23 protein-coding genes, 1 tRNA gene and 1 pseudogene are annotated in these 25,918 nt (G+C 67.9%); 13 read left to right on the top strand and 12 right to left on the bottom strand.

Features of this window, described 5'->3' with window-relative positions; all coding sequences use genetic code 11:
- Window positions 1–26: 26 nt before the first annotated feature.
- On the bottom strand, window positions 27–1,049 hold the full coding sequence (locus tag OG496_RS30385) for an MraY family glycosyltransferase (RefSeq protein ID WP_405973167.1): 1,023 nt from the start codon (window positions 1,047–1,049) through the stop codon (window positions 27–29).
- A 240-nt stretch (window positions 1,050–1,289) separates the two neighbouring features.
- Here OG496_RS30385 and OG496_RS30380 point away from each other — a divergent pair, with 240 nt between their 5' ends.
- The 6 genes from OG496_RS30380 to OG496_RS30355 all read left to right on the top strand — a co-directional run bounded on the left by OG496_RS30380 (window position 1,290) and on the right by OG496_RS30355 (window position 10,293).
- On the top strand, window positions 1,290–3,581 hold the full coding sequence (locus OG496_RS30380; protein ID WP_405973166.1) for a (Fe-S)-binding protein: 2,292 nt from the start codon (window positions 1,290–1,292) through the stop codon (window positions 3,579–3,581).
- Window positions 3,582–3,792: 211 nt separating this feature from the next.
- Window positions 3,793–4,194, top strand: a complete 402-nt coding sequence (locus tag OG496_RS30375; protein WP_366494539.1) for a hypothetical protein — start codon at window positions 3,793–3,795, stop codon at window positions 4,192–4,194.
- A gap of 55 nt (window positions 4,195–4,249) precedes the next feature.
- The gene (locus tag OG496_RS30370; RefSeq protein WP_405973165.1) at window positions 4,250–4,627 is read left to right on the top strand and encodes a hypothetical protein; all 378 of its coding nucleotides are present in this window, start codon (window positions 4,250–4,252) and stop codon (window positions 4,625–4,627) included.
- Window positions 4,628–6,219: 1,592 nt separating this feature from the next.
- Window positions 6,220–7,716 carry an FG-GAP and VCBS repeat-containing protein gene (locus OG496_RS30365; RefSeq protein ID WP_405973164.1) on the top strand — a complete coding sequence of 499 codons (1,497 nt, stop codon included), beginning with the start codon at window positions 6,220–6,222 and terminating at the stop codon, window positions 7,714–7,716.
- A gap of 116 nt (window positions 7,717–7,832) precedes the next feature.
- Entirely contained in the window at window positions 7,833–8,861 is a 1,029-nt protein-coding gene (locus OG496_RS30360) for a Yip1 family protein (RefSeq protein WP_405973163.1), read from the top strand.
- Between the two features lie 277 nt (window positions 8,862–9,138).
- The gene (locus OG496_RS30355; protein WP_405976741.1) at window positions 9,139–10,293 is read left to right on the top strand and encodes an HNH endonuclease; all 1,155 of its coding nucleotides are present in this window, start codon (window positions 9,139–9,141) and stop codon (window positions 10,291–10,293) included.
- A 404-nt stretch (window positions 10,294–10,697) separates the two neighbouring features.
- Here OG496_RS30355 and OG496_RS30350 read toward each other — a convergent pair whose 3' ends face one another.
- Both OG496_RS30350 and OG496_RS30345 read right to left on the bottom strand, forming a co-directional pair.
- The gene (locus tag OG496_RS30350; RefSeq protein ID WP_405973162.1) at window positions 10,698–11,456 is read right to left on the bottom strand and encodes a DUF6928 family protein; all 759 of its coding nucleotides are present in this window, start codon (window positions 11,454–11,456) and stop codon (window positions 10,698–10,700) included.
- A gap of 273 nt (window positions 11,457–11,729) precedes the next feature.
- Window positions 11,730–12,149, bottom strand: a complete 420-nt coding sequence (locus OG496_RS30345) for a hypothetical protein (protein WP_405973161.1) — start codon at window positions 12,147–12,149, stop codon at window positions 11,730–11,732.
- A gap of 328 nt (window positions 12,150–12,477) precedes the next feature.
- Between OG496_RS30345 and OG496_RS30340 the strand changes: the two genes are divergently transcribed.
- The 3 genes from OG496_RS30340 to OG496_RS30330 all read left to right on the top strand — a co-directional run bounded on the left by OG496_RS30340 (window position 12,478) and on the right by OG496_RS30330 (window position 13,727).
- Entirely contained in the window at window positions 12,478–12,897 is a 420-nt protein-coding gene (locus tag OG496_RS30340) for a hypothetical protein (RefSeq protein ID WP_405973160.1), read from the top strand.
- A gap of 169 nt (window positions 12,898–13,066) precedes the next feature.
- The gene (locus OG496_RS30335; protein ID WP_405973159.1) at window positions 13,067–13,306 is read left to right on the top strand and encodes a hypothetical protein; all 240 of its coding nucleotides are present in this window, start codon (window positions 13,067–13,069) and stop codon (window positions 13,304–13,306) included.
- 67 nt (window positions 13,307–13,373) lie between these two features.
- Window positions 13,374–13,727 carry a hypothetical protein gene (locus OG496_RS30330; RefSeq protein ID WP_405973158.1) on the top strand — a complete coding sequence of 118 codons (354 nt, stop codon included), beginning with the start codon at window positions 13,374–13,376 and terminating at the stop codon, window positions 13,725–13,727.
- A gap of 94 nt (window positions 13,728–13,821) precedes the next feature.
- Here the strand turns inward: OG496_RS30330 and OG496_RS30325 are convergent, their stop codons facing one another.
- Window positions 13,822–14,025, bottom strand: coding sequence for a hypothetical protein (locus tag OG496_RS30325; protein WP_405973157.1), 204 nt, complete (start codon window positions 14,023–14,025; stop codon window positions 13,822–13,824).
- Between the two features lie 549 nt (window positions 14,026–14,574).
- On the opposite strand from OG496_RS30325, the gene OG496_RS30320 reads away from it, so the two are divergent.
- Window positions 14,575–14,982 carry an NUDIX domain-containing protein gene (locus OG496_RS30320; protein WP_405973156.1) on the top strand — a complete coding sequence of 136 codons (408 nt, stop codon included), beginning with the start codon at window positions 14,575–14,577 and terminating at the stop codon, window positions 14,980–14,982.
- 205 nt (window positions 14,983–15,187) lie between these two features.
- Here OG496_RS30320 and OG496_RS30315 read toward each other — a convergent pair whose 3' ends face one another.
- Window positions 15,188–15,721 carry a DinB family protein gene (locus tag OG496_RS30315; RefSeq protein WP_405973155.1) on the bottom strand — a complete coding sequence of 178 codons (534 nt, stop codon included), beginning with the start codon at window positions 15,719–15,721 and terminating at the stop codon, window positions 15,188–15,190.
- A gap of 658 nt (window positions 15,722–16,379) precedes the next feature.
- Here OG496_RS30315 and OG496_RS30310 point away from each other — a divergent pair.
- The gene (locus OG496_RS30310; protein ID WP_405973154.1) at window positions 16,380–16,925 is read left to right on the top strand and encodes a hypothetical protein; all 546 of its coding nucleotides are present in this window, start codon (window positions 16,380–16,382) and stop codon (window positions 16,923–16,925) included.
- Between the two features lie 182 nt (window positions 16,926–17,107).
- On the opposite strand, the gene OG496_RS30305 is transcribed toward OG496_RS30310, so the two are convergent.
- From OG496_RS30305 to dcd, 3 genes are all read right to left on the bottom strand, one after another.
- A complete protein-coding gene (locus OG496_RS30305) occupies window positions 17,108–17,452 on the bottom strand; it encodes a hypothetical protein (RefSeq protein ID WP_405973153.1) in 345 nt (114 codons plus the stop codon).
- Between the two features lie 147 nt (window positions 17,453–17,599).
- Window positions 17,600–18,115, bottom strand: a complete 516-nt coding sequence (locus OG496_RS30300) for a phosphoribosyltransferase (protein WP_405973152.1) — start codon at window positions 18,113–18,115, stop codon at window positions 17,600–17,602.
- Window positions 18,112–18,687, bottom strand: coding sequence for a dCTP deaminase (gene dcd, locus OG496_RS30295; protein ID WP_033284765.1), 576 nt, complete (start codon window positions 18,685–18,687; stop codon window positions 18,112–18,114). The genes OG496_RS30300 and dcd overlap by 4 nt, the downstream gene beginning before the upstream one ends.
- Before the next feature lie 540 nt (window positions 18,688–19,227).
- Here dcd and OG496_RS30290 point away from each other — a divergent pair.
- Both OG496_RS30290 and OG496_RS30285 read left to right on the top strand, forming a co-directional pair.
- Window positions 19,228–19,301 (top strand) — tRNA-Gly (locus OG496_RS30290).
- A gap of 389 nt (window positions 19,302–19,690) precedes the next feature.
- Window positions 19,691–20,674 (top strand): AraC family transcriptional regulator, encoded by a 984-nt coding sequence (locus OG496_RS30285; RefSeq protein ID WP_405973151.1) that lies wholly within the window; start codon window positions 19,691–19,693, stop codon window positions 20,672–20,674.
- Between the two features lie 421 nt (window positions 20,675–21,095).
- Here the strand turns inward: OG496_RS30285 and OG496_RS30280 are convergent.
- The 4 genes and pseudogenes from OG496_RS30280 to OG496_RS30265 form a co-directional block, all read right to left on the bottom strand.
- Window positions 21,096–22,714: pseudogene (locus OG496_RS30280) on the bottom strand (VWA domain-containing protein).
- Between the two features lie 20 nt (window positions 22,715–22,734).
- Window positions 22,735–23,934, bottom strand: coding sequence for an AAA family ATPase (locus OG496_RS30275; RefSeq protein ID WP_405973150.1), 1,200 nt, complete (start codon window positions 23,932–23,934; stop codon window positions 22,735–22,737).
- Window positions 23,935–24,047: 113 nt separating this feature from the next.
- Window positions 24,048–25,031, bottom strand: coding sequence for a CU044_5270 family protein (locus tag OG496_RS30270; RefSeq protein ID WP_405973149.1), 984 nt, complete (start codon window positions 25,029–25,031; stop codon window positions 24,048–24,050).
- Window positions 25,028–25,789, bottom strand: a complete 762-nt coding sequence (locus OG496_RS30265) for an RNA polymerase sigma factor (protein ID WP_405976740.1) — start codon at window positions 25,787–25,789, stop codon at window positions 25,028–25,030. The genes OG496_RS30270 and OG496_RS30265 overlap by 4 nt, the downstream gene beginning before the upstream one ends.
- Window positions 25,790–25,918 lie beyond the last annotated feature (129 nt).

Genomic DNA, 25,918 nt, shown 5'->3' with positions numbered 1-25,918 from the left:
AGAGCTGAGTCGACCAGGCTCAACTCTTATCCGTTCCTTACACGCAACTGCGCCCTGACCTGCGTGGACACGGCACGTCGCGCCCCGTAGACAGTGACTTTAAGCAGTCCGAACACGACGACCAGGGCCCCGCCCGCCACCCACACGACAGCGGATTCGCCCACCCACCCGTTGTGCACGAGCACCCCGACGAGCACCCCGCAGAACCCCCCGACGGCCAGGACCACCACCGCCCCCTGCGGAGTGAGCCCCAACCGCCGCAGCCGATGGGCGAGATGATCGGGCCCGCCCCGCAACAGCGCCCGCCCGGCCAGCCGTCGCGACAGCAACACGAGTACGGCATCGGCACTGGCGACCGCGGTCAGCGCGAACAGCACCCCCGCACTGGACGCGAACCCGCGCCCGGCCTGCGTGACCACGGCGGCCGAGGCGAGCACGAACCCCGTGAACAACGACCCGCACGCGCCGAGCGCGATCCGCGCGGGATGCCAGTTGTGCATCAGGAACCCGGTGAGCGCGGCGGCCAGCACACTCAGCAACACCGCGAGCCCGTCCATCACTTCCATCGCGGCACAGGCCCCGACCCCGAAGGCGGTGACCACCCCCACGGTCCCGGCGAGCCCGTCGGCGTGATCGAGCCCCTTGAAGGCACCGGCGACGAACACGATCCAGACCGCGGCCAGCAGCCCACCGGGCACCCCGATCTCGCCGTACGGCACGACACAGACCGCCGCGACAGCCGTACCGAGGACGAGGAACCTCGTCTTCAACCGCCACACGTCGGCGACGAGCCCGAGCGCGGCCACGGCGGACCCGGCGCCGAGCAGTCCACCGACCCCGTCACCGAGAGGGGCGACGGCGGTCCAGTCGCACGCCCAGGTCACCGATACGACGGCGAGCACGACGGCCAGTCCCCCGAGCAGCGGTACCGGTCGCGTCCGGCGCCGCCGGTCGACGAGGCCGGCCTTGAGGGCGGGCACCCGGAGCAGTGCGGCGAGGACGGCGGCGAGGAGCAGGGCGGTCGTGGCGGCGAGAATCCCGTAGAGCACGGATCCAAATTAGACGCAAATGTACCAATTCAGTACGAATAACACGATCGGACCGTAACAAGCTTGGGAACAAGCCCGGAGCAGGTCTTTTTAGGCAACCCTCAGCGACACACATCACCGCACGGCTGGCTACAGTGCGACGCAAGATAGGGGTAGTCTCGGTCGAACCGATTAAGTTACCGCTTAGTAATGTGCTGGGCGGTAATGCCATGACCCCTCGCAGGCCCGAGGAGCCCTGAAATGCAACTCGCCGCGATCATCGTGTCGCTGGTACTGATCGTGGTCGGTGTGGCGCTGTTCGCCCGCGCCGTCCTGCAGATCTACACCTTCATGCGACTCGGCCAGAACGTGCCAGCGGGCACCCGCACGGACGAGCCCGTCCAGCGCACCGTCACCGTGGCCAAGGAGTTCCTCGGCCACACCCGGATGAACCGCTGGGGTGTCGTCGGCGTCGCACACTGGTTCGTGGCGGTGGGCTTCTTCTCACTGCTGCTGACGATCGTCAACGCCATCGGCCAGCTCTTCCAGGCCGACTGGCTGCTGCCGGTCATCGGCGAATGGGCGCCGTACAACGTCTTCGTCGAGTTCATCGGCACGATGACGGTCCTCGGCATCCTCGCCCTGATCGTGATCCGCCAGCTGAGCAAGCCGAACAAGCCGGGCCGCAAGTCCCGCTTCGCCGGCTCGAACTTCGGCCAGGCGTACTTCGTCGAGGCCGTCATCCTGATCGTCGGCGTCTGCATCTTCATGCTGCACGCCCTTGAGGGAGCCCAGCACCACGTCGACGCCTACGAGGCCTCCTTCTTCATCTCGTACCCCGTGGTGTCGGCCCTTCGCCACCTGGACGTCTCGACACTCCAGAACCTCACGTACCTCTTCGCGGGCGTGAAGATCGCGACCTCCTTCATCTGGATGATCACGGTCGCCCTGAAGACGGACATGGGCGTGGCCTGGCACCGCTTCCTGGCGTTCCCGAACATCTGGTTCAAGCGGAACGCGACCGGCGAGACCTCCCTCGGCGCCCTGCTCCCGATGACGTCGGGCGGCAAGCCGATCGACTTCACCGACCCGGGCGACGACGACGTCTTCGGCGTCTCCCAGGTCGAGCAGTTCTCCTGGAAGGGCCTGCTGGACTTCTCCACGTGCACGGAGTGCGGCCGCTGCCAGTCGCAGTGCCCGGCCTGGAACACCGGCAAGCCCCTGTCCCCCAAGCTCCTGATCATGTCCCTCCGCGACCACGCGCACGCCAAGGCCCCGTACCTGCTGGCGGGCGGCGGCAAGTCGATGGAGGGCGAGGAGAAGGCGACGGAGGAGCAACTGAAGGACGTCCCCGCGGCGGCTCTCGCGGAGGCGGAACGCCCGCTGATCGGGACGGTGGAGGAGAACGGGGTCATCGACCCGGACGTCCTGTGGTCCTGCACCACCTGCGGCGCGTGCGTGGAGCAGTGCCCGGTGGACATCGAGCACGTCGACCACATCGTCGACATGCGCCGCTACCAGGTGATGATCGAGAGCGCGTTCCCGTCCGAGGCCGGGACGATGCTCAAGAACCTGGAGAAGAAGGGCAACCCCTGGGGCCTGGCGAAGAAGCAGCGCCTGGAGTGGCTCAAGGAGGTCGAGTTCGAGGTCCCGGTCGTGGGCCAGGACATCGAGGACCTGACCGAGGTCGAGTACCTGTACTGGGTCGGCTGCGCCGGCGCGTTGGAAGACCGCGCCAAGAAGACGACGAAGGCCTTCGCGGAACTGCTCCACATCGCGGGCGTGAAGTTCGCGATCATGGGCGGCGACGAGAAGTGCACGGGCGACTCGGCGCGGAGGCTCGGCAACGAGCCGCTGTTCCAGGAACTCGGCATGGAGAACGTCATGGCCCTGAACATGGCGTTCGGCGAGGAGTTGGACGACGACGGCAAGGTCGTAGCGGAGTCCGCGAAGCCGAAGTCGGCGAAGAAGATCGTCGCGACGTGCCCGCACTGCCTGAACACCATCGGCAACGAGTACCCGCAGCTCGGCGGCGACTACGAGGTCATCCACCACACCCAGCTGCTCCAACACCTCGTCGACGAGGGCAAGTTGGTCCCGGTCACCCCGGTCGAGGGCATCATCACCTACCACGACCCCTGCTACCTGGGCCGCCACAACAAGATCTACACGCCCCCGCGCGAGATCATCGCCAGCGTCCCCGGCCTGCGCAACGAGGAGATGCACCGCCACAAGGAACGCGGCTTCTGCTGCGGAGCCGGCGGCGCGCGCATGTGGATGGAAGAGCGCATCGGCAAGCGCATCAACAACGAACGCGTCGACGAAGCCCTGTCGTTGAACCCGGACATCGTCTCAACGGCCTGCCCCTTCTGCCTGGTCATGCTCACCGACTCGGTCAACGGCAAGAAGAACGACGGCAAGGCCAAGGAATCGATCCAGGTGGTCGACGTGGCCCAACTCCTCCTGGACTCGGTCAGGAAGCCGTCCGACGACGAGCCCCCGGCAGGCACCGCAGAACCGGAAAACGCCCCGGAGCCCCAGCCGGTGAAGTAACCAGCCAGTCGTCTACGACGATGCCCCGCCCCCTCGCTGAAGGGGTGCGGGGCATCGTCGTACCGTCCCCCGCCCCCGATCCCGTCCCATGGTGTAGCGCGCTACACCATGCATTCGGGAGAACGGTCCCTCGTGACGGCGAGCGCGCGACGGGATCGTAGAGGTCAGAGATCACACCCCCTCTCCTCCGATCCCCGCCGAAGGAAATCCCGTGAAGTCGCTGCTCGCCGCCGTGAAGTCGTTCGTCGCCAACCTGCTGCTGTGGTCGTTCTTCGTCGGCGGCCTCGCCGCGAGCACGGCCTCCGGGGCGGTGCTGGACGGTACGGCGAAGAACGCCGCCACCTACACCGGTATCGCCGTCTCCCTCCTGGCCGGCTCGCGCATCGCGAAGAAGCCGAAGATCAAGGCGTTCCTGTCGAAGCGGTCGACGCTGTGGTTCCTGTTCCTCTTCAACGGCGGTGTGGCCGCGTTCTGCTACCTCTCCATGGACGGCGTCAAGGGCATCGCGACCGCGGCCGGGATGGGCCTGGTCTCCCTGGGCGCGGCGGGCGGCCTGATAGCGGGCCGCCGCGAGCAGACCGCCAAGGCGCGGGTGGAAGAGCCCTGGGCCTGACCCCGCCCCGATGCCCCCGCAGTCCCCCCGGCAGAACTCACCCCGAAGGACTTCCATGACCACGAACCGCCACCGCATCCGCATCCGCCGTACGGCCACCCTCGCCACCACGGCCGCAGCCATAGCCCTCACTGCCGGACTCCTGACGGCCTGCGACCCGACCAACCCCTCTGACACCTCCGACACCTCCAACTCCCTGAACTGTCTCAAGAACTGGAACACGATCTCCGACAGCCTCAGGGCGATCCACGACAACGAATCCATCGCCAAGATCGACGCCGACTCGGACAACACCAAGGTCGACAAGGCGGTCGACAACCTCAACAAGGCGATCTCCGACTACAACAAGGCCATCCTGAACGGCGACACGAACCCCGACTCCAGCAAGATCGACGCGGCAGCGAGCGAACTCAAGAACGTCTGCACGTCGTAAGACACGCCGTAGGGATGGTGGACGCAGCTTGATACGTGACCGTTGGGCCACTCGCTTCTTGGCCAGTGTCGTGCTTCCGCGGCCCGAGTAAAGGGCGCTCCCTACGGTCGCGTCGGCTACGCCGATTCCGCTGCGCTCCACCCTTGACTAGGGCCGCTCCAGCCCGTTTCAGAAGCGAGCGAGCGGCCCGGAGGAACGGGTGGCCAGGTAGGGAGGCCCGTACCTGTACTGCGTGGCGGGCCGGTGTGGAGGGACGCGCTCGCGTCTCGCCTCCACGCCGGATGGGCTTAGCGGCTACCGGTCGGTGGGGGGGCGGGGGGCGCGCTGCCGTCCCGCCTGCATGCCGGTGGGCTCAGCGGCCAACGGTGGGTGGGTGGTTGCTGGAAGCCGGGGGTAAATCTAACCACTCCAGCACCCTTTGAGTGGTTAGAAATGACCCCAGCCTCCAGAGATGCCGGGGCCACGACGGGGGCCGGGCTGGGTGGGTCGGAGAAGTGTGACACTTCCGCTTCGACTGTCACATCGCCGCGAGCCGGGTATCCCGGGGAGGTGTAATCGGCAGATGGGGGCCATCATCCGGGCTGCCGCCCAGTACCGGCCCGGAGCCTTCCCCTATGCCTGTGGCCCAGAACTGCCTATCACCCACTACTACCTGACTACCTGTTGCCCACGACCCGTTGCTTGTGGGGTCGAGGTCAGTCCCCTAGCGCACCACCGGCCGGTAGCCGCCAAACCCGCCCGGCACGCAGGCGAGACGCGAGCGCGTTCCCCTCACACCCCCGGCCACGCCCCCGGCGCCCCTCCTTGCCCCTTGGCCCCTTGGCCTGGTGGCGTCTTGCGCAGCAAGCCCCCACCGACCGACAGCCGCTGAGCCGAGGCGGCGTGCAGGCGGGACGCCAACGCGCCGCCCTCACCCCCGACCCCGCCCCCGACCCGGTCCTCTCCGGAAGCCGGGGTCATCTCTAACCGGTCAAAGCCTGCGACAGTGGTTAGATTTACCCCCGGCTTCCAGCAACCACCCACCCACCGGTAGCCGCTGAGCCCACCGGCATACAGGCGGGACGGCAGCGCGCCCCCCACCGACCGGTAGCCGCTGAACCCACCGGCGTGCTGGCGAAACGCGAGCGCCCCCACGCACCGGCCCGGAACCCAGTACAGGCAAGGGGATTCCTGCCTGGCCACCCATCCCTCGGGGCCGCCCGCTCGCTTCTGAAACGGGATTGCGTGAGACGAGTCAAGGGTGAAGCGCAGCGCAATCGGCGCAGCCGACGCGACCGCAGGGAGCGCCCTTTACTCGACTCACGCAATCCCGACACTGACCAAGAAGCGGGCGGCCCAACCCGTCACTTCACAACGTACGCAAGTGGCAGCTCAGAGCGGCAAGTTGAGCCCCCGCAGGTGTCATCGCCGCACCCGACCCGAGAACCCCGCCCACCTCCGAAGTCACGTACAACCTTTACGCACCACCACAGGTCTCCTGATCGCCAACCACCCGTGAAGCCAAGGACAACTCCCGGCAAACACGGACGGTCCGCACCCCATCGACGCGGATGCCCGCCACGCATCCCCCGCATGCCGCAGGAGAACCCCGCATGCACCAGAAGCATCACCCGCACCTGCGCCTCGCCCTCGCGACGGCCGCCGCGGCCGCGCTCACGGGCGGTCTGCTCACGCTCTCGGCGACGACGGCCACCGCCGCCGACTCGTTCAAGGTCGCGAAGGCCGACTTCAACGGCGACGGATTCGGCGACGTCGTGGCCTCGGCCCCCGGCGCCTACGTCAGCGGCCACGCCAACGCCGGCCAGATAGTCGCGCTGTACGGCAGCGCCACCGGCGTGACCTCGGCCAAGCGCTCGGTCATCAGCCAGAACTCCGGCACCGTGCCCGGCACCGCCGAGGCCGGCGACTGGTTCGGCGGCGCGACGGCGTACGCCGACTTCAACGGCGACGGGTACGACGACCTCGCCGTGGCCTCGCCGAGCGAAAAGGTCGGCACCGACACCGACGGCGGCGCCCTCGCGATCCTGTGGGGCTCGGCGAGCGGCCTCACCGGCAAGAGCAGCGACGTACCGGACCCGGCCGTCTCCTCGCACGACTACTGGGGCCTGTCCCTGGCGGCCGGCGACTTCGACGGCGACGGCAAGGCGGACCTGGCGGTGGGCAGTTCGGCCGCCACCCTCTATGTCTACAAGGGCGGTTTCAGCAGCTCCACCGGCCAGCCCGGCGGCCGTTACACCGTCAAGCCCCCGATCCTGCCCGGAAGTTCCGGCTACCCGTACGGCCCGGAGCAGCTCACCGCCGGCGACGTGAACGGCGACGGCCGTACCGACCTGGTGGTCGACGGCTACGAGACGCAGACCGACAACGGCTGGAACACCAACTACTACCTGCCCGGCAGCACGACCGGCCTGAGCGTCACCGGCGTCAAGACCCTCAAGCCCGGCATCGTCACCGGCATCGGCGACATCAACGGCGACGGTTACGGCGACATCGTCACCGGCGCCGACTGGGACGCGACCACCAGCGACGGCCAGACCGTCCCCGACGCCGCGAACGGCGGCAAGGCCAGCATCACCTACGGTTCCGCGTCCGGCCCGGCCTCGACCACCGGCATCACCCAGAACACCGGGAACGTACCCGGCAGTTCGGAGAAGGGCGACGGCTTCGGCTGGGACCTGGACCTGGGTGACGTCAACGGCGACGGCTACCAGGACCTCGTGGTCTCCACCCCGGCGGAGGACCTCGGCAGCGTCTCCAACGCCGGCATGGTCACCGTCATGTACGGCTCCGCGAGCGGCATCAACACCTCCACCGGCCTCCAGTCCTTCGCCCAGAGCACGGCGGGTGTCCCGGGCACGGACGAGAAGAACGACCTGTTCGGCGAGGACGTCAAGCTCGACGACGTCAACGGCGACGGCAAGGCGGACCTGATCATCGGCCAGGCCGAGGACGGCGGCGACGGAGCGGTGACCTACCTGCCCTCCACCGGCACGAAGATCGGTACGACCGGCTCCCGCGCCCTCTCCGTGACCTCGGTGGGCGTCTCCACCTCGGGCACGGCCCAGTTCGGCTCTCTCTTCGCCGACTAGGACCCGCCCCGGCCTGCGCTTCTTCTCCGCCGGGCCCGTGCCGACCGTCCACCACGGCCGGCCCGGGCCCGGCCCCTGTCACCCCCTCAGGGCTCCCACCGGACTCCCCTTAGGGGATGTCACAGGTCGGCAGCAAAGCCCCGCCCGAAACCCCCGGCCCGACACGTGTCTCCGTGGAACCAGGTACGTTCGATGACGTGGCTGGATTCAGGATCGGACGCGGCGGCCGGGACGGCAGGGCCCCGCAAGCGCGCCCTCAACAACCTCCGTACGGGCAGCAGGCGCCCCCGGCGCCGCAGGGACAGCCGTACGGCTACCCCGCGGCACCGCAGCCGTACCCGCAGCAGCAACCGCAGTACGGAAGCCCTGCGGGCGGCAACCGGCAGTGGTCCCAGGGGAACGGCGGCAACGGCGCCTACGGCGACGAGCCGGAGTACTTCGGTGACGGCGGCGGGTACGGACAGGGCGCCCACCCCGGCACCCCGGACCCGTACGCGGCGAACAACCCGGGCAGCACCCAGGCCTTCGCCGTAGGGGAGGACCCGTACACCCAGGGCGGTACGTACCGCGCGGGCTCGGCCCAGGCGCCCACCGGCCCGGTCGGCCCCCGCCTGCACTGGAAGGACCTGCTGAGAGGCATCGTCCTCGCCCCCCAGCAGACCTTCCTCCAGATGCGGGACTACACGATGTGGGGCCCCGCCCTGATCGTGACGTTCCTCTACGGCCTGCTCGCGGTCTTCGGCTTCGACGGCGCCCGCGCGGACGCGATAAGCGCCACCCTGGCGAACGCGGTCCCGATCGTCCTGATCACGGCCGTGGCGATGGTGCTGTCGTCCTTCGTCCTGGGCGTGGTCACCCACACCCTGGCGCGCCAACTGGGCGGCGACGGAGCCTGGCAGCCCACAGTAGGCCTGTCGATGCTGATCATGTCCCTCACGGACGCCCCCCGCCTGGTCTTCGCCATGTTCTTCGGCGGCAACGCGACCTTCGTCCAGGCCCTCGGCTGGGCCACCTGGGTGGCGGCCGGCGCCCTCCTCACGATGATGGTCAGCCGCTCCCACGACCTCCCCTGGCCCAAGGCCCTGGGCGCATCGGCGATCCAGCTCATCGCCCTGCTGTCGATCGTGAAACTGGGCACGTTCTAGCGCTTCTCCGCTACGACAGTTCTCCCGCTACGACGACGAGGGGCTCCCGGCACGCACCGGGAGCCCTTCGTCGTCGTAGGAGATACCGCCACCGCTCAGGCGTCGAGGACCTGACCGGTGCGACGCACGACCGGCGGTTCGACGGACCAGGGGGACATGACCCATCCCGGAGGCGCTGATACTTGAGAACTACATAGAGGCCGTACACCACCTCCCGTCCTTATGAGAGGAGGTGAGGGCCTTCGCCACCGAAGGCGGCAGCGCAGCGCTGGCCCGGATGGTTGGAACACCTTCGCTCGCAGTCGAGACCACTCAGGTGAGCCTGGTGCGACACCAGGTGAAGGCACGAAAGGAAGGTGATATGGCGTCGAGCAAGAGAATCGCCGAAGCCCTGGCCCGCGCAACCAGACTCTCTACCGAAGAGGTCGAAGCGCGAAGGGCAAGCGATACCGCCCGCATCGCAGAGCAGGCCGAAGTGCGCCGTCAAGCCCTGAACAAGGCCAAGGAGAAGGCCGGAAGCCGCAAGAGCGAGGCAGCCGCACCGCCTGAAGGTGGACGCCTGCCGAAGCGCAGGCTGGTCACCCGCGAAATGCGACGGGACCTCATCCGGATCAACAGGAGGCCCCAGGCGGAAGGCGGGAAAGGGCAGAAGCCTCGGAAGCAAAAGCAGCCCAAGGCCCAGACCCCGCCTCTCACCAGCAAGCCGCAGAAGCAGCCGAAGAAGAAGCCCCGCCGCGTACGGGGCGCACTGGACGAGGTCTACCGGGCCCAACTCGCTGCCCGCGCAGAGATGGAGTCGCGAGCCCGGCCGCATGAACCCGCCCCCGATCTACCCCAGACACCTGCACGGCTCCCGAGAGAAGGAGCCGCACACACATCACCGACCGTTCCGGCGGCTCGAAGGGACCTGCCCGTCGCGAGCGACAAGCCGTGCCCGGTCTGCGGCAAGGGCGGAGTCCCCATCGGCTCACCTCGGCACGCCCGATGCGAGCGGCTTGCCCGAGTGCCTGACGTACCCCCGCCCCGCGCGGAACTGGCGCCGCATCCGAACCGGGGCACCGAGTACCGCAGACTCGTTGAGGCAGCCGAGCGACGTGAGGCTGCTACAAGAGGAAAGCGCTCCAGCGGTACCAACTCCCGGCCGGTGCGCATCTCGCAAGCCCGCGAAGCCGTCCTCATCAGATGCGACGGCCGGTGCGAAAACCCCAGGTGTCCCGGACAGCCGGACGACTTGACCGACGACGGGCGGCCAATCCTCGAAGTCGACCACGTAGAAGAGATCGCCGCCGGAGGCCGTGACCACCCCTCACAGATGGTCGCCCTCTGCCCGAACTGTCACGCCGTCAAGACACGCGGCCGGACAAGGGAAGCACTCCGTGGAGTCCTCGCCCAGGCAGCCCGGGACAAACACGCGGCGTGGCTGTTGCGCTAGCCGCACCGGCTACACCACGGTCGTGTCCCCGGCCGTGGTGTAGCCGATCACGACCCGCTGCCTCAGGTCTCCGGCCCGACAACTCGGCGGACGAGTTCCGGAACGGATCCGCCGGCCTCCTCGACCACACGGCCGAAGACCCCACTCTTCTCGCGCCAAAGAGGCTGTAAGAGCCCGCAGTTCCGCAGCTACGTCCACCGTGCCGTTCTCTACTGGATCAACCCAGACCAGACCGTGCCTTTGCCGTATCGTGCGATCGGACGGTGAGTGTCTAACTGCGTGACAACGTCCACGAACAGCGGCGGACGCCCGCGAACGTCTGCGGACCATCGACGCAGGTGAGAGACACACCAGCCCAAGGCGCCACCCCCGCCCAAGTTGCTTCGGGACGAAGAGGTCGTGGGCTAAAAGCCGTCGCGCTCGATGAGCGAACCATCCGGTCCCGGCGAGAAGAAGCGAGGCGGGCCCATGGCCTCCATCGCCCTCCGCAGCTGCGCCTCCTGTTCTGCGGTATCGGGCGCGTGCGGGTCCCGCACATGGAATCCGTGCAGGGCGATGCTGCCCGCATCGATGTCCTCGGGCTCGGGGCGGCCCTCCAGGACGAACCCGTAGAGCGCGCGCAGCGCGTCCTCGCCGAGCTCCAGAGGATGGAAGGGCAACGCGTACGGTTCTTCGTCCTCGTCAGGCCATGGGATGACGTCGGCGGGACGGTCCCCGGCCCAGTAAGGCAGCTCAAAGGGGAGCGGCTCGCCGATGTTCTCGATGATCCCGCTGTCCGGAGACAGACTCAGTGAGCGCAGCAGTCGGCCGTCCTCCCAGAGGGCGAACGCGAGCCAGTCGACGACGCTGTGCATGGCGTGCAGGACGAGCCGTCGGCCGGCGCTCGCTGCGACCAGGTGCTCCGGGAGCTGGGATGGGAAGTCGATCATTACTCTCCGGTCGCCCACGACATCCACGCCCGGCCAACTGGCTGCGTAAGCCGTGCCTTTCGGCGGGTAGACGCCGTCCCAGAGCTCAGTACCCGCGTGCGGTTCGATGTCGCAGGCCGGGTAGAGGCGCTGCATCATGGCCGACGTCCGCGCCAGGTCCGCCGTCCCTGCCTGTCGCAGGAGGTCCGGCACCTCGCCGTCGGCGTATACGAGCAGGCCCGTCTTGGCTCCCATGGTCCCTCCCCATAGCCTCACCCTCGCTGGCGGCACCATAGCCGTCCGCACTGACAGTGGAGCGAGCCGAGATCACACCCCACGAGTGGGGCCGCCTCCGGGCCATGCGAGGGCGCCCGAGGTCACTCGACGACGCCCGACAGCGACAGCCGAGCCATTGCAGCCAACAGTGAAGCCCCTGGTCAGAGGCGCTCGGTCATACGGGTTTCCCCCAGGGGCAGCAGTCGGGCAAAATGCGATGTCTCTTGCCGTCGAGGGCGAAAACGCCCCTTCTTAGATCTTGACCGGATCGTACGTGCCGTCATGGAACTTGAAGGTCTTCACCTCGATGTCGTACTCGTCGCGTATGTAGCCGCCGTAACCCCGGCGCGCGACGTAAGGAGCGATCAGCTCTAGCAGTGTGTCGAGGTAGAGCGTGAGGTCATCGACCCAGTAGATGCGCACGAACAGCTCCCACTCGTACAGCTTCCCCGATGACGTGGACTCCTGCACCGTGCGGTCCAGGAACACGATGTCGCCACCGGGAAGCCGGCTCCGGCCCGGGAGAAGCAACGGGTACGGGTGATCGTCTGGATCCAGGTCGTCCGGACCTTCGTCGTCAATGCCCATATGCCAGCGCAGGGCCGCCAGAACCGGGGCCGGCGTGTCGTCGCGCAGGAAGGAGGAGAAGACAACTTCGTAGTGGTCGCTCATGGCGCGCATTGTGTCCGACAGCACCGACATCACCATGTGATCGGTGACAGGCCACGTGCCAGACGTGTGCCAGATCGTGCGGGGAGTCAGGGGGAACACTGGGGAACCAACCGACCGGCCACCGAGCCCCGATGCTGCTTCACCGCAGGTCAGCCTCAGAACGGGCCGCAGATAACCTCAGCTTCCCAAGCTCAGGGCCAATCGATGCCACTAGCCTGAGCCCGTGTCGATGGATCAAGGGTCAGCCGGTGCCCTTCAGTTGAAGTGGGAACTCTCAGGGCATGGTTGGGCAAGGTGCCACCTGTCCGATGACTCCCAGACGGCATCGGTGACCGCCAGCTACTGCACTGACGCGTTGGCGGACCTTGTAGCGGGAGCAGGCGAGTTGTACGGGCAGCAGCGCTCAGCCCGGTTCTTCTTCGACGCCGAGCCGCAGGAGTTTCGCTGGGTGCTCCGCACAACGGATGACGCGGTCAACGTGACGCTCTGCAAGTTTCCCGACGTCGCCGTCAGCCCCGACCTTCCGGACTTCCATGGCACGGTGATGTGGCAGGCGACCTATCCGCGTTCGGCATTCGCTCACGCTGTTTTGGAAGCGGCCCACACTGTGCTCACGGAGCATGGCGAGGCCGGCTATCTCGCCGAGTGGGCAATGCATCCCTACCCCGTCGCACTCGTCCAGGACCTCCGCAGGCTGCACATGCGCGACGACGTCTGCGACCTGCCCCACGGCCTGTCGTGCCCGTAGGGGCACGGCAGGCCGTCCCAGATTCCGTCTCGTTCAACCCCGTTCACCGCCCCACCACCACAGCTGCAAAGCGTGCACCCTCGATGCCTGGCGGTCCCTGAGTACGCGATGCTTGGGCATGACCCGTGAACCCAGCGCTGCTCCGTCGATGACCACTCGCATAGATACGGTGACCGACGGAGTCACCAGAGTCTTCACGTGGGAGGAAGGCGCACGCGTCGAAGTCCGCAACCTGGGCGGAGAGGTCGTCATCGAGGCTAACGCTGCCGGGTTGAGGACGCTGGCAGGCCACCTCCTCACCCTCGCCCAGGACGCCACACCAGATGGCACTCACCTTCACCTGGACGAGAACAACGGACTCAAAGAGAGGTCCATAGGCCTCGTACTGGAGAGGTGTGACGACGAATGACTCTTGCTCCAGGCCACTCCGTAGGCCTCACGTCAGAGTGCGTGGCCTCAGCGGACTGGAGGTCCTCATGACCAACGATCGGCGCATCGACGACCACGCAGCCATATCCATGCTGACCTACTCCGCCGTGATCGACATTCGTGCCATGGCCCGGCAGCACAAGGCACTGGCCAGTTGGCCCGATGATGACTACGTCGCATGCATCGCCTGGCTTGCCGACCTTGTTCACAACGTTGCCATGGGTGCGAGACGAGAACCCCTGTGGAAGTTCTGGCGTAAGCAGAATCGCCCCATGGCCTATACCTGGAGTGTGGCAGGCCCGGCCGGCCAAGCATGGATCCTGGCGACTCTCTCCAAGAATGGACTGGAGTGGACCCCACCGCCGCCCATGCCCGTCCTGGTCAGTGACATCCACGGCTGAGATGTGCGTAACTCCCCACGGAGCCAGCCGGGTTCCGTTGCCCCTGAGCAGCGGCCGTTCAGGTCAGCGGCCCGCTTCGACTGGGTCGGCTGGATCAGGAGTAGAAGCCTCGGCCGTATTCGTTCCGGCTCACATCGAAGTCGTCCGGACGATCGCGGCGAAGTTCCTCGTACCGCTGCGCGAAGACATCGAGCGCCTGGTGGAGAGTGCACCCCAGCGTTTCGCGGATCGTCCTGAGAGCCGCGATGATCCGATGCTCCAGGATGTCGCGGTCCACACTCTCGGGCATCTGTTCCATGGCGCCGTGAGCCTACCCGGCGCGGATTACGGACCTTCAGCCGAACAGAACCCGCCGCCTGAGAACTCTGCGAACCCGAACCCACCTGGACAAGAGGCCCCCGGTTATCAACCGGGGGCCTCTTCGCTCACCAGTACCGCAACCCCAACGACATCCGCAGGTCAGACAGCTTCCCTGTTCGGCTTCGCCGCTTCTCCCGACCTACGTACCGGAGGCAACACACTCCAGGGACCCCACCACCACACGTCCGCCGTCACGACTTGCTCTGATGGACACCCGGCCGTCGTGGCTGACTGTCGTCGGCTAAGGCTCGGGAGTTCCAGGGCCCAGTCTCCGTCCAGGGTGCTCCGGATCGAAGAAGTCGTGCCATTCGCGTGCCAGATCCTGCGGGGAATCACGGGGAACAGCGGGGACTTGCGCGAGTGTGTCCGGAGTTCCAACACCGCTCCACCGCAGATCCGGCAACTGCCGCCAGAAGACCCGAGCTTCCCGAGCTCAGTGTGCGGACGGTGCTGACGCAGACGATGCCCTCCGATACGGTCCCGAGCCATGACGGATGGCAGCGGTGTGCCGGAGAAGGTGGCGTGGATCCTGGTTCGGGACGACCGGGTATTGGTGACGCGTAGTCACGGCAGAGATCGCTTCTACTTCCCGGGCGGTCATCGTGAGCCAGGCGAGTCCGACGACGAGACCCTGGTGCGGGAGATCGACGAGGAACTGCAGGCGACGATCGACCCCGGCTCCATGGTGCACTTCGGCACTTTCGAGATTGGCGAGGGCCATCCGGATCACGGCCCCTTCCGGATGATCTGTTACACCGCCGATCACCGCGGGGAGCTGATCCCGTCGAGGGAGATCGCCGAGAAGGCATGGTTCCGCTACGCCGACCGGGACCGAGTCTCGGCCGTCGACGAGATGGCCTTCGACTCGCTGCACGAGGCCGGGCAGCTTTCCTGATCGTGTGACCTAGGCCTGGCGGCCTATACGGTCGCGGAAGCCGTCACAGCCGTTCACGCAGGTCAACCATTGAACCGTCCTCAAATGCCCGCAGCTTCCCAAGCTCAGGGTGGAGCGCGAAGACGCCCAGGAGCCAGTGTGTAGGGCATGGGGCATCTGGACTGTACTTCCCGTGCCCGTGGCGCACTCGAAAACCCAGCTGGACTCAGCTCTGCGTACTGCCGTCGATGAGCTCGCGGATGACGTCCGCGTGGCCGCTGTGTTGGGCGTATTCCCTGATCATGTGCATCATGATGCACCGCACGTCGAGATCCCCAAATCGATGGTGCGTACAAACATCGTCCAGTGAAACCCCGGCGAAGATCTCGCGGCTGCGCTCGCAGGCGGCCAGATAGCGCGCGACGTCCTCGGCCAGGGTCGCGCCGTCGTCCACCAGGAAGTCACCGTCCTTGCGCTTCGGCCAACCGAAGGGCGCGGGTTCCTCGCTCTGCTTGATGACGTCGACAAACCAGACGAACTCGACCTTGGTGAGGTGTCGCACCAATCCGTGCAGGGTGGTGAGGGACGGAACAACACGCTGGGCAGCCTGTTCCTCGGTCAACCCATCGAGCTTCCTCAGCAGCTCGGCGCGATGGTAGTCGAGCCACCCTGCTAAGGCATCACGTTCAGGCGCGATGGTGCGCAGGTCGACGGGCTTGAGCGGCGAAGCGAAGGTCTGCGGCCCAGAGGCGTCATTCATGGGTGCATTGTCGCAGGCAAGGTCAACGCCCGACCCTGATGGGGACATCCTGCTGTACAGCACGAGAGCCCCCTCGATGATCTATCGAAAGGGCTCTTTCTTTGGTCTACGGGGTACCCGCAGTTCAGACCGCTTCCCTGTTCGGCTTCGCCGCTTCCCCCGACCTAGGTACCGGAGGCAACACAGTCCAAAGGTGCCAGCCACCACGCTTCCGCCATCGTGGCTGACTGTCGTCGGCGGCATTGAGATCATGCCGCCATGACAGATGGATCAAGGCGTCCCCTGACCGAACTTCGGCAAGGCGAGACACTCCAAGCAACGATCACCAGTCACCAGCCTTGGGGCCTCACGGCGAAACTCAACGGATACGAGCCAGTGGGCGCCTCACTGGACATGATTCGCCGCGGCAGCGAGCCGGGAGTGCAGCACCTCGCGCAGGAGCTGCCAACGGTCGGGGCGACTGTCGACCTCGTCGTAGGCGAGGTGCGTGCGTGGGACCACAAGCCGTGGATATGGGTAGACCTCACGGCGCCCAGTCAGGCCGAAGACTGAACGTGCCCCCGGCGTCTCCGATCGAGCAGGAATGCGCAGGGAATGTGGGTGGGGGAATCCGGAAATCAGTTGTGGCTGCGGCATGTCCATGCGAAAAGCTGTGGGCATGATGCGACCCGCGCGTGCGCTGCTCCCCCTTTTCCTGCTGCCAGTTCTCCTCACGGGATGCGACGCGGACAAGAATGGCCGGACGGCCGCCGACAGCGCCGACCTCGACGCCGCCGCGCGCGTCTGGGGCGTGGCTCCGGAACTCGTCTATGTCACCAAGGTCTCCGGCTACACCGTGTTCCAAGCGTCGGTCGGCGAGTACGAGGACGAGTTTGTTACCGCGTATCGGTCCGAGGAGGGTGCCACCAAGTTCGGCCTCTTCGCAGGTCACGGCACACTGACAGCGGAGAGCTGCCCCAAGCAGCCACTGGGCGAGGTGTCGGACAAGCGGGTCACTTGTGAGCACGACGGCGACGCCTGGTACCGCAAGGCAGGTGGCAGCCACGAGTACGCCGTGCCCATCGACGCCGTGGTGGTTCATCTGATCGCGGACGCGGACAAGGTCGACCGCGCCGTTCTGCGTAAGGCGGCCGAGGCGGTCCACCGCCCGGACGACACCGAGTTGGCGGCGCTCCTGCCGGCCACCGACGGTGCGGACACATGAGAGAAGAGGCCGGTCTCCGCGCTTGCCGCCATTCCCCGGCTGGGTTGGCCGGGTTGCTGGATCAGGAGTAGAAGCCTCGGCCGTATTCGTCCCGGCTCAGACCGAAGTCGTGAGGAGATGCCGGCAGTCGACACCCAAGGCGGGGAATCCCCAGTCACGCCCGCAACAGCCCAACCTCGCTCCTAGAGCGGTGGCTTCCTGACCAGCGGCAGCGGCCAGCCGGCACAGGCCACCAGTGCGCTGCCTTCCTCGGTGAGGAAGAGCAGGGTGGTCCATTTCCGGTCGGCAGCATCGATCAGCCCTGTGCGCACGGGCTGGCCATGTTCGCGGACGAGCTGCACTGCTCGTTCCAGCCCAAGAGGTTCGAGTCCGTGCATCCGCATGCGCTGAAGACGGCGATTGAAGACTCCGGCATGCTGGCCTGCGGGTTGTGCCCGGTCCGCCACCCAGTAGGTAGCGCCACTCCGGAGGGTGGCCAGAGCGATCACGGACGCCTCGTCGTCACCGGCCAACAGCGATTCCAGCACACGCCGTTCCATGATCACCCCCGCCGGGATCCTGCAGTGCAGCAGCCAGGTACCGCAACCCCAACAATCGCCCGCGTATCGGGACAGCAAGAGAGTCCCTCGCCGATCCAGCGAGGGACTCTCTCAGAGCCCTGGAGAAGGTACAGGTCAGAGCGCTTCTTTTGACGGCGTGATCGGCTCGCCCGACTTACGTACTACGGGCAACACACTCCACGGGAAGTTGATCCACTCGTCGGTGCGCTTCCACACGTATTCGCACTTCACCAGCGACTGCGACTTCTCGTAGACGACCGCGCTGCGGACCTCGGCGACGGTGTCGAGGCAGAAGTCGCGGACCAGTTTGAGGGTCTTGCCGGTGTCGGCGACGTCGTCGGTGATCAGGACCTTCTTGTCGGAGAAGTCGATCACGTTCGGGACGGGCGCGAGCATGACGGGCATTTCCAAGGTGGTGCCCACGCCCGTGTAGAACTCGACGTTCACGAGGCTGATGTTCTTGCAGTCGAGGGCGTAGGCGAGGCCGCCGGCGACGAAGACTCCGCCGCGGGCGATGCTGAGGATGACGTCGGGCTCGTAGCCGTCGTCGGCGATGGTCTGCGCGAGTTCGCGCACGGCGACGCCGAACGCCTCGTAGGTCAGGTTCTCCCGCACGGCGGCCGCGGTCATACCTGCGTCCGGTGGAAGTTGAGGAAGGAACGGGAGGCCGTCGGGCCGCGCTGGCCCTGGTAGCGGGAGCCGTAGCGCTCGCTGCCGTAGGGGAACTCGGCCGCCGAGCTGAGCTGGAACATGCACAGCTGGCCGATCTTCATGCCCGGCCAGAGCTTGATCGGGAGGGTCGCGAGGTTGGAGAGCTCCAGCGTCACGTGGCCGGAGAAACCGGGGTCGATGAATCCGGCGGTGGAGTGCGTGACGAGCCCGAGCCGGCCGAGGGAGGATTTTCCTTCGAGGCGCGAGGCGAGGTCGTCGGGGAGGGTGACTACCTCGTAGGTCGAGGCGAGCACGAACTCGCCGGGGTGGAGGATGAACGGCTCGTCGCCCTCCGGCTCCACCAGCCGCGTCAGGTCCGCCTGTTCGACGGACGGGTCGATGTGGGGGTAGCGGTGGTTCTCGAACACCCGGAAGTAGCGGTCGAGGCGCACGTCGACACTCGACGGCTGCACCATGGATTCGTCGTAGGGATCGATCCGGACCCGCCCGGCGTCGATCTCGGCCCGGATGTCCTTGTCTGAGAGAAGCACGCCCCGAGGATACGCAAGACGCGCGGACCGACCACAATCGGACGGACCCGCGCGCCAGCGACTACCGCGATACCGCTGCTGATACCGCTACTACTGCCGGTTCTACGGCTACTGCTTCTCCAAGGTAACCAGCACCACACTGCGGAGCCGGGCACACCGCGGACACCTCACGAGCCGGCCGGGGCCGAGCCGCTCCGCCTGCTGCATCGGGAACGAAGCGGTACTGAACACGTGCCCATCGGCACATCGGACGACGGTGCGCTCCATCAAGTCCATGAGTCCCTTCCCCAAGAGCCGCGCCCGGCTGCTGCTCGCCGGACGCCAAATGCCACATTACGGGATGAAAGGAACGACTCTCCAGGCGGCACTCCGGTCCCACCCAGACCCTCTTCCACGCCTCCACCGTACGCCCCAACTCCGCCCCGCCGCAGCCCCGTCCGCCCTGCGGAACGCAGCCGCACCCCCATGGCCTCAGCGCCGGGGACCTGACATGCGGTACAGTGGCCGGGCGTTCCGACACCGGTTCAACCGGCGTTTTTCGCGGGTGTAGTTTAGTGGTAGAACATCAGCTTCCCAAGCTGAGAGTGCGAGTTCGATTCTCGTCACCCGCTCCAGCACGAGCCCCCAGGTCGATGACCCGGGGGTTCTTTGTTGTCTAGACCAATTTTAGGGTGGTGGGCCCTCCGCGTGTCCTGACAACGGCTGATACGAAGAGATCGAGCGCCTCAGTGGTCTGCCATCGGCCGGCGGAGTGCCCGCGGCCGGCCACCGACCGCATTCCGGAACCTCCTGAACCGGCACGGGATCCCTCGCCCGAAGTCCTGGCGGGCCGTCGGCAACGGGTCTTCAGCGCTCCAAGATCTTCGACAGGGGCAGCCCGAGGCGACGTCTCGTTCCGGCCATGTCTGCCGTGGGACGGAAAAACAGGGGCACGGCGGCAGGCGATGGGTGGCGATAATGTGCACCGTTTCTCGTACGGTCCAACGGCGCAGGAGGTTGCGGTATGCACCACTCACCCAACCAGGGCCAGGGAGTGCTGAAGTTCCGGACGACGGATGTGGACGAGGCTCGGCAGGTCATCCAGGAACGCTTCTACGCCAACTTCATCGACGTGCCCGACGGCAGTGCCGAGTTCACGGCCCGGTACGACATCGCCGCACTCGGTCCGCTCACACTCGGACGACTCTCTTTCGGCGCGGAGGTGCGTATACGGTTCGGAGAACTCGGCTCCTACCACGTGGACGTCCCCATGGGTGGCCACCTGGCCTGGCGGCAAGGAACGCACACCAACGCGGTGGCGACCGCCGCGAACGCGGCCGTCTTCCAGCCGTACGGCGACACGGCCCTGGATCGAGTGAGCACCGACTGCTCCATGCTGGCCGTGAAGATCGACCCCAAGGCCCTCAACGGTCAACTCGAACGCCTTCTCGGCCGACCGCTGCGCACCCCCGTCGTCCTCACACCCGAACTGGACGTCGCGCACGGCGCGGGCCTGAGCTGGGTACGGATGATCCGCGCGGTGTTCGACCAGATACAGGACGGCGGGCTGCTCACCCGGCCGATGGTCGCCCGCCCGCTCCAGGAGGCCCTGCTGACCGGGCTCCTCCTCGCCACCGGCCACCGCTACCGCGACGAGCTCGACCGACCGGACTCCGCCCTGCGCCCCGGCCCCGTCAAGCGTGCTGTCGAGGCCATGCACAGCATGCCGCAACACCCGTTCACGGTAGGAGAGTTGGCCGTGCTCGCCGGAGTGAGCGTGCGGCGACTCCAAGAAGCCTTCCAGCAGTACGTCGGCATGACCCCGCTGGCCTACCTCACCGACGTCCGCCTCAGCCGCGCCCACGACGAGCTGCGCAGCGGCACACCGGGCGAGGTGAACGTGAGCGAGGTCGCCCATCGTTGGGGCTTCGACCACCTGGGCCGCTTCGCGTCCCGCTACCGAGCGCGCTTCGGCGAGTTGCCCTCGCAGACACTGCGTTCCGGGTGACCACGGCCCACACCATCGCCCCGCGCTGCGCGGACAGCAGCCGCGCTCAGTGGATCGTGCGCGGCGGCTGCCACGGGCTAGATTCCTGGAGTTCGCGCGTCCGCCTCTTCGGTCCGCCGCGCGGACATCGACCGGCCCGTCTCCACCCCTTCGGGCCGGTCACCGCCCGTCGGCGTTCCCCAACGGCCGCGGGCGGGTCGGCAGCGCACATGCGGCCTGTACCCCGCCACGGTGTGCTGCCCAACACCGGTCAAGGTCCGGGCCGGGGTCGGCGCCGGCCCGGACCTTGACCGTACCGAAGGCACACCGACGAGGAGAGCACATACACAGTGCGCGACGACACACCCGTCCTGCGGGGCCTTCTTGGCCATCGAGAGTGCGGATGCACGCATGGCACCGCCGAACGGGGAGGAGGCCCGGGTCAGATCACGCGGAAGAGGTCGGCGGCCGCGTGGACGTCGGTGAAGTCCTCGATGGAGCGGAGGTTGTCGCACAGGGCGTGCAGGACCGAGTCGGCTTCGGCGACGCGCGGGGCGCCGATGGCCACGCCGAAGACGCGGAAGCCCAGCCGCTGCTTGGCCTCGTTCCAGCCGCGCATCCATGTCTCGGTGACGCCGCAGTCGTCGTCGGTGAGCATCACGATGTCCCCGCGAGCGCGGGTGGTGTCGTTGAACTCCGCCTCCAACAGTTCGCCGGCCGCCGACAACGGGCGCTGGTAGCTGGTGCCGCCGCCGAGGAAGGTCTCCGCGAAGTCGAGGACCTGGGCGATGCCGGCCGATCGGTCGGCCGGGAAGCGGAAGACCTGGAGCTTGTCGGCGGCGGAGAACAGGATGCCGACGAAGTCGCGCCCCGCGTGACGGGCCTGGTCGAGGAGCGCCAGGGCACATGCCTTGGCCCACGCCTCCCGGGTGACTCCGCCGGGCCCCGCTTCGTACATGGAGTGCGAGGTGTCGACGCACGCGATGACGGCGCCCTGGCCGGTGCTCTGCTCGCCCTGGCTGTCGTAGAGCATCAGCTCCCCGGCGGCGTAGCGCGCGGCGAACACGCGCGCAGTGCGGGCAGGCCGAGGTTGGCGAGTTCGGAGGGGATGACGCGGGAGAGGTCGTCGCCGAGGGTGACGCCGACCAGTTCTCCGGTGGCGTTCTCGACCTTGCGGGCGCACTCGCCGTCGGCCATCTGCCGGAAACGGCCGATCAGTTCGGCCCATTCGGCGAGCCGGCCGGTGCGCAGCCGCTCGGCGAGCCGGGCCCGCTGGTCGAAGGGCATCCGCTCCAGTTCGCCGGGACCGACTCCCCATGCCCGCATCAGCGCGCTCTCCTGCCGTGCGCCCTCGGTGGCCTTCGCCACCGCGTTGCGCGTGGTGGCACGGATACCGGGGGCCGCCGCCGTGAGGGCCTGAGTGGCGTCCCGGGCGGCCTGCCGCGCGGTGGCCTCGGCGGCGCCGACGGCCTCGATCGCCCGGTGTACGGCATCGCCGGCGGGGGACGGCACGGTGCCGTCCTCGTCGGCCTGGTCGGCGGCCTCCCGGAGCGCCTCGTCCACGGCGCTCGCCGCGCCTTCGGCGGCCTGCCGGGCCTTCTTCGCCTGCTCGGCCTGTTCCTGGGCATCCCGGGAGCGCTCCAGTATCCGGCGCAGCGCGGCGGCCTGGGCGAGCACGGCCATGGCGGCGGCGTACGGGTCGCCGGCCGTCTCCCGGTGCAGCTCGGCGAACTCCGGTGAGTCCAGGAGCGAGGTGATGACCTGGTGGTTGACCAGCCGGGAGGGGTCCATCTCCGCGCGCTCACGCAACCGCGGGCGGACCTTGTAGGCGGCCAGGAACGCGTCGGTCAGGAGGTCGGTGGTGTGGTCGTGACGCTGGTTCAACTCCTGGGCCAGGTCCCGCAGTCCGGCCGACTGCCCACAGGTGTCCTGCCAGGTGAGCCGGTCGAACCGGTCCGCGACCACGGCCGTGGTGTGCTGCTCGGCTGCGGCGGTGGACAGGCCCAGCCACCTCCCGGCCCGGCCGGCCAGTTCGTCGAGCCTGGCCCGTGTCTCGTCCATGAGTCCTGATCCCCCGGTGTTCAGAGCTGCGCCTGCACCATGCTCGCGTCCATCCCGAGCGCCTCGGTGAGGACGCGGGCGCGGACGGCGCGCCGGCGGCCGGTGACCCGGTCGATGGCGGCGGTGGAGCGGCCGGCGGTCGCCGCCTCCTCGCGCAGCTTCTCCAGCCGCTTGCCCACTGTGGCGAGCTGGTTGTGGGCCTTCTTGATGACCCATTCGCTCAGCGCCTCGCGGGACTGCCCTGCCATGGCGTCGAGTTGGGCCTCCAGCTCGTCGATGGTGTCGGCCAGGTCGAGTGCCTCCTTGGCGTCGGGGTTGACCAGATGCAGCACCTCGCGCTCGACGGTGGGGCGTTGGGCCGGGGAGTCCCACAGCACGTGGGTCAGCACCGACAGGTCGGTCTCGGCGACCGCCGGGCGGCCGTCGAGGTACGCGGACGCCTGGAGCAGGCCCACCGCCTGCCGCCAGCGGCGGTCGGAGGCGACGAGTTCCTTGCGGCGCAGGGCGGCCCGCAGGGTGCACACCGCGTCCACGATCACGTCGGGGACGTCCACGGCCGGGACGGCCTCGGTCACGGCCCGCTGCAACGCCGCCAGCTCGACCGTGGTCCGCGTCGGGGCCGTCGGGCGGCTGACGGCGGAGCGGACCAGCGCGGCGAAGTGCGAGGGGTCTTCCAGGTACCCGACCTCGATCCGCACCAACAGCCGGTCGTAGATCGCGGCCGTGTCGTCCCCGCTCGGCAGCTCGTTGCTCGCCGTGATCGCCCCGATCAGGGGGCAGTTGATCGGCTCGCCGCCGCTCTCGGGGTGGTAGATCCGCTCGTTGAGAAAGCCCAGCGTCTCGTTCAGCGCCGCCGTGGAGCACTTGAAGATCTCGTCGATGAACGCGATGTGCGCGGTCGTGGCACGGCCTTCGTACACCTGGCGGTACTCACCCCGGGCGAGCGCGGCGACGTCGACGGGGCCGAACATCCTCGTCGGCGCGGTGAACTTCGAGAGGAGGATCTCCCAGTAGGACGCCCCCTCGAACCTGCCCGTGAGCTCCCGGGCCAGCTCGGACTTCGCCGTTCCGGGCGGGCCGAGCAGCAGCGAGTGCTGTCCGGCCAGCAGCGTCACCACCAGCGTCCGCACCACGTCGGCCCGCTCGTAGAAGCGGTCCGACAGCTCGTCGCTGATCGCCCGCAGCCTCGTGGCCGTGTCCTGCGCGCCCAGCCCGCCCATAGTCAACTCCTAGCCTGTGATGCCCTGTTGGGCTGACGAGACGGCCCTTCCCGCGAGGCTACGACGAGGTGCAAGGTAGCCGGGGGACGGGACGGCTCTCCAGGAACAGGGAGTCATGCGGCCGGTGTCTCGCCCGCCTTGTCCGCGACCCCGACGTCCAGCAGCGCCTCGTCCGCCGAGCCCAGGAAGTCGTAGGACTTCTTGTCGAAGACCCAGATCGTGCGGCCGTCGCGCTCCTTGAAACTCAGGCCGATGCCCGAGCGGCCGGTGTAGTCCTTCGCGTCGGGGACGACCGAGACACCCGGGATCTTCGCGGCCGCGCGGTAGAGCGCGGCGTCCAGTTCGGGCAGCAGCGTGGCGTCGGGCAGCATGTCGCCGATCTTCTCCAGCGCCGCGCTCTCCCTGGTCTGCCCCTCCCCCTTCGTGCCCGCGTAGATCTTCGCCAGCAGTGCGCCGGGGTCGGTGGGCAGCGCCTGAAGCTCACGGAACGTGGTGACGTTCGGATCGGGGCTCAGCCTCATGTCGTGCGTGCCCTTGGAGTACGAGGAGAACGGGTCCCGGGGCCGGAACGGCGGACCCACCAGCACCGTGACCCGGCTCAGTCCCCCGCGCTTGCCGTCGACGGCGGTCCAACGTGCCTCACGCAGGACCCGGATGTCCTTGTCCGAGAACTTCATGGAGCCCTGAGTGCGGACGTAGACGTACTGGTCGTCCCTGACCGGCACGGACTTCTTCGCGGCGGCGACCTCGGCGATGCGGTTGAGGAGGTCGACCGCGTCCGCGTCGTTCGTGGCGGTCCCGGACCCGACGGCGCCGGCGAGGACCGCGGCGACGATCGCCGCCGCCGTGGCGAGGGGTACGGCGATGACGGCGAACCGGCGGCGGGGGGTGCGCGCTCGTCGGCGGAGGGCCGTCGCGATGTCCGGGAGTTCCGGGAGTTCCGGGAGTTCCGGGGCGGCCGGCTCGGTGAACTCTCTGAACTCGGTGAGTTCTCTCATCAGATGGTCCTTCAGCAGGTCGTGGCAGTCGTTCGTCAGGACCGGCTCACCCGGGCTCGGCAGCAGCCTGGCCAGTTCGTCGCGCTCTTCGGGGTTCATCGGTGCTTCTCCTGAGTCGACCGGGCCGTTTCGGGACGGCCACCCGGTACCTGTCCGGTGCGCGGGCCGAGTCCCGGCTTTTCCTGCTGAGGTGGAACATCCGGTGTCACGGCGGCACTTGGCTCCCCCGGATACCTGCCCGGCCGCCCGGCGGACGTGTGCCGGGCCAACTCCGCCTCCGACAACGTCCGTAGACGCTGTCTCGCCCGGGCGAGCCGCGACCGTACGGTGCTCGCCGGCACGCCGAGGGCCTCTCCCGCGGCCGCGTAGCTCAGTCCTGACCAGACGCAGAGTGCGAACACCTCCCGCTCGGCTCTGCGCAGCCGGCCGAGCGCGGTCTGCGCGGCAGCGAGCCGCTCGGCCTTCTCCATGCGCCCGACGACGTCGTCGGCGAAGTCGGGCAGGGTGTCACGGTCCGCCGGGCGGTCGGGGAGCCTGGCGAGCGCGGCGCTGTGCCGGCGGGCGGCGCGACGCGTGTTGCGCAGAACGTTGGTGGCGATGCCGTACAACCAGGGGCGCAGTCCGTCGCCGTCGGGCACGTCGGCGTCTCGGGCGTCCACGGCCGCGGCTTCGGGTCTCAGCTTCTCCCTGAGCCGCCAGGCTTCCAGGAAGGTCAGGGACACCACGTCCTCCGCGGTGCTCCGATCCGCCGAGAGTCGGGCGGCATGACCGAAGACGGCCCGGGCATGCGCGCCGAACAGTTCGGCGAAGGCTTCCGGATCACCGGCGCGTATCCGGTCACGCAGGGAAAGTTCCACAATCAGCCCTGTCCGCTCGGCACTTGTCGTCTCTGTGGCGACGATCACACGACGAGCGATTCCTTCAATCCCTATGCCAGAGCACATACGACCAGGTCAGGCGAAATCTGACCCCGAGAGCACCGTCGC

Source organism: Streptomyces sp. NBC_00988, from assembly GCF_045162645.1.
Taxonomy (GTDB): Bacteria; Actinomycetota; Actinomycetes; order Streptomycetales; family Streptomycetaceae; genus Streptomyces.
Note: the sequence above shows the minus strand (reverse complement) of the source record. Positions and strands in the feature narration are given on the sequence as shown.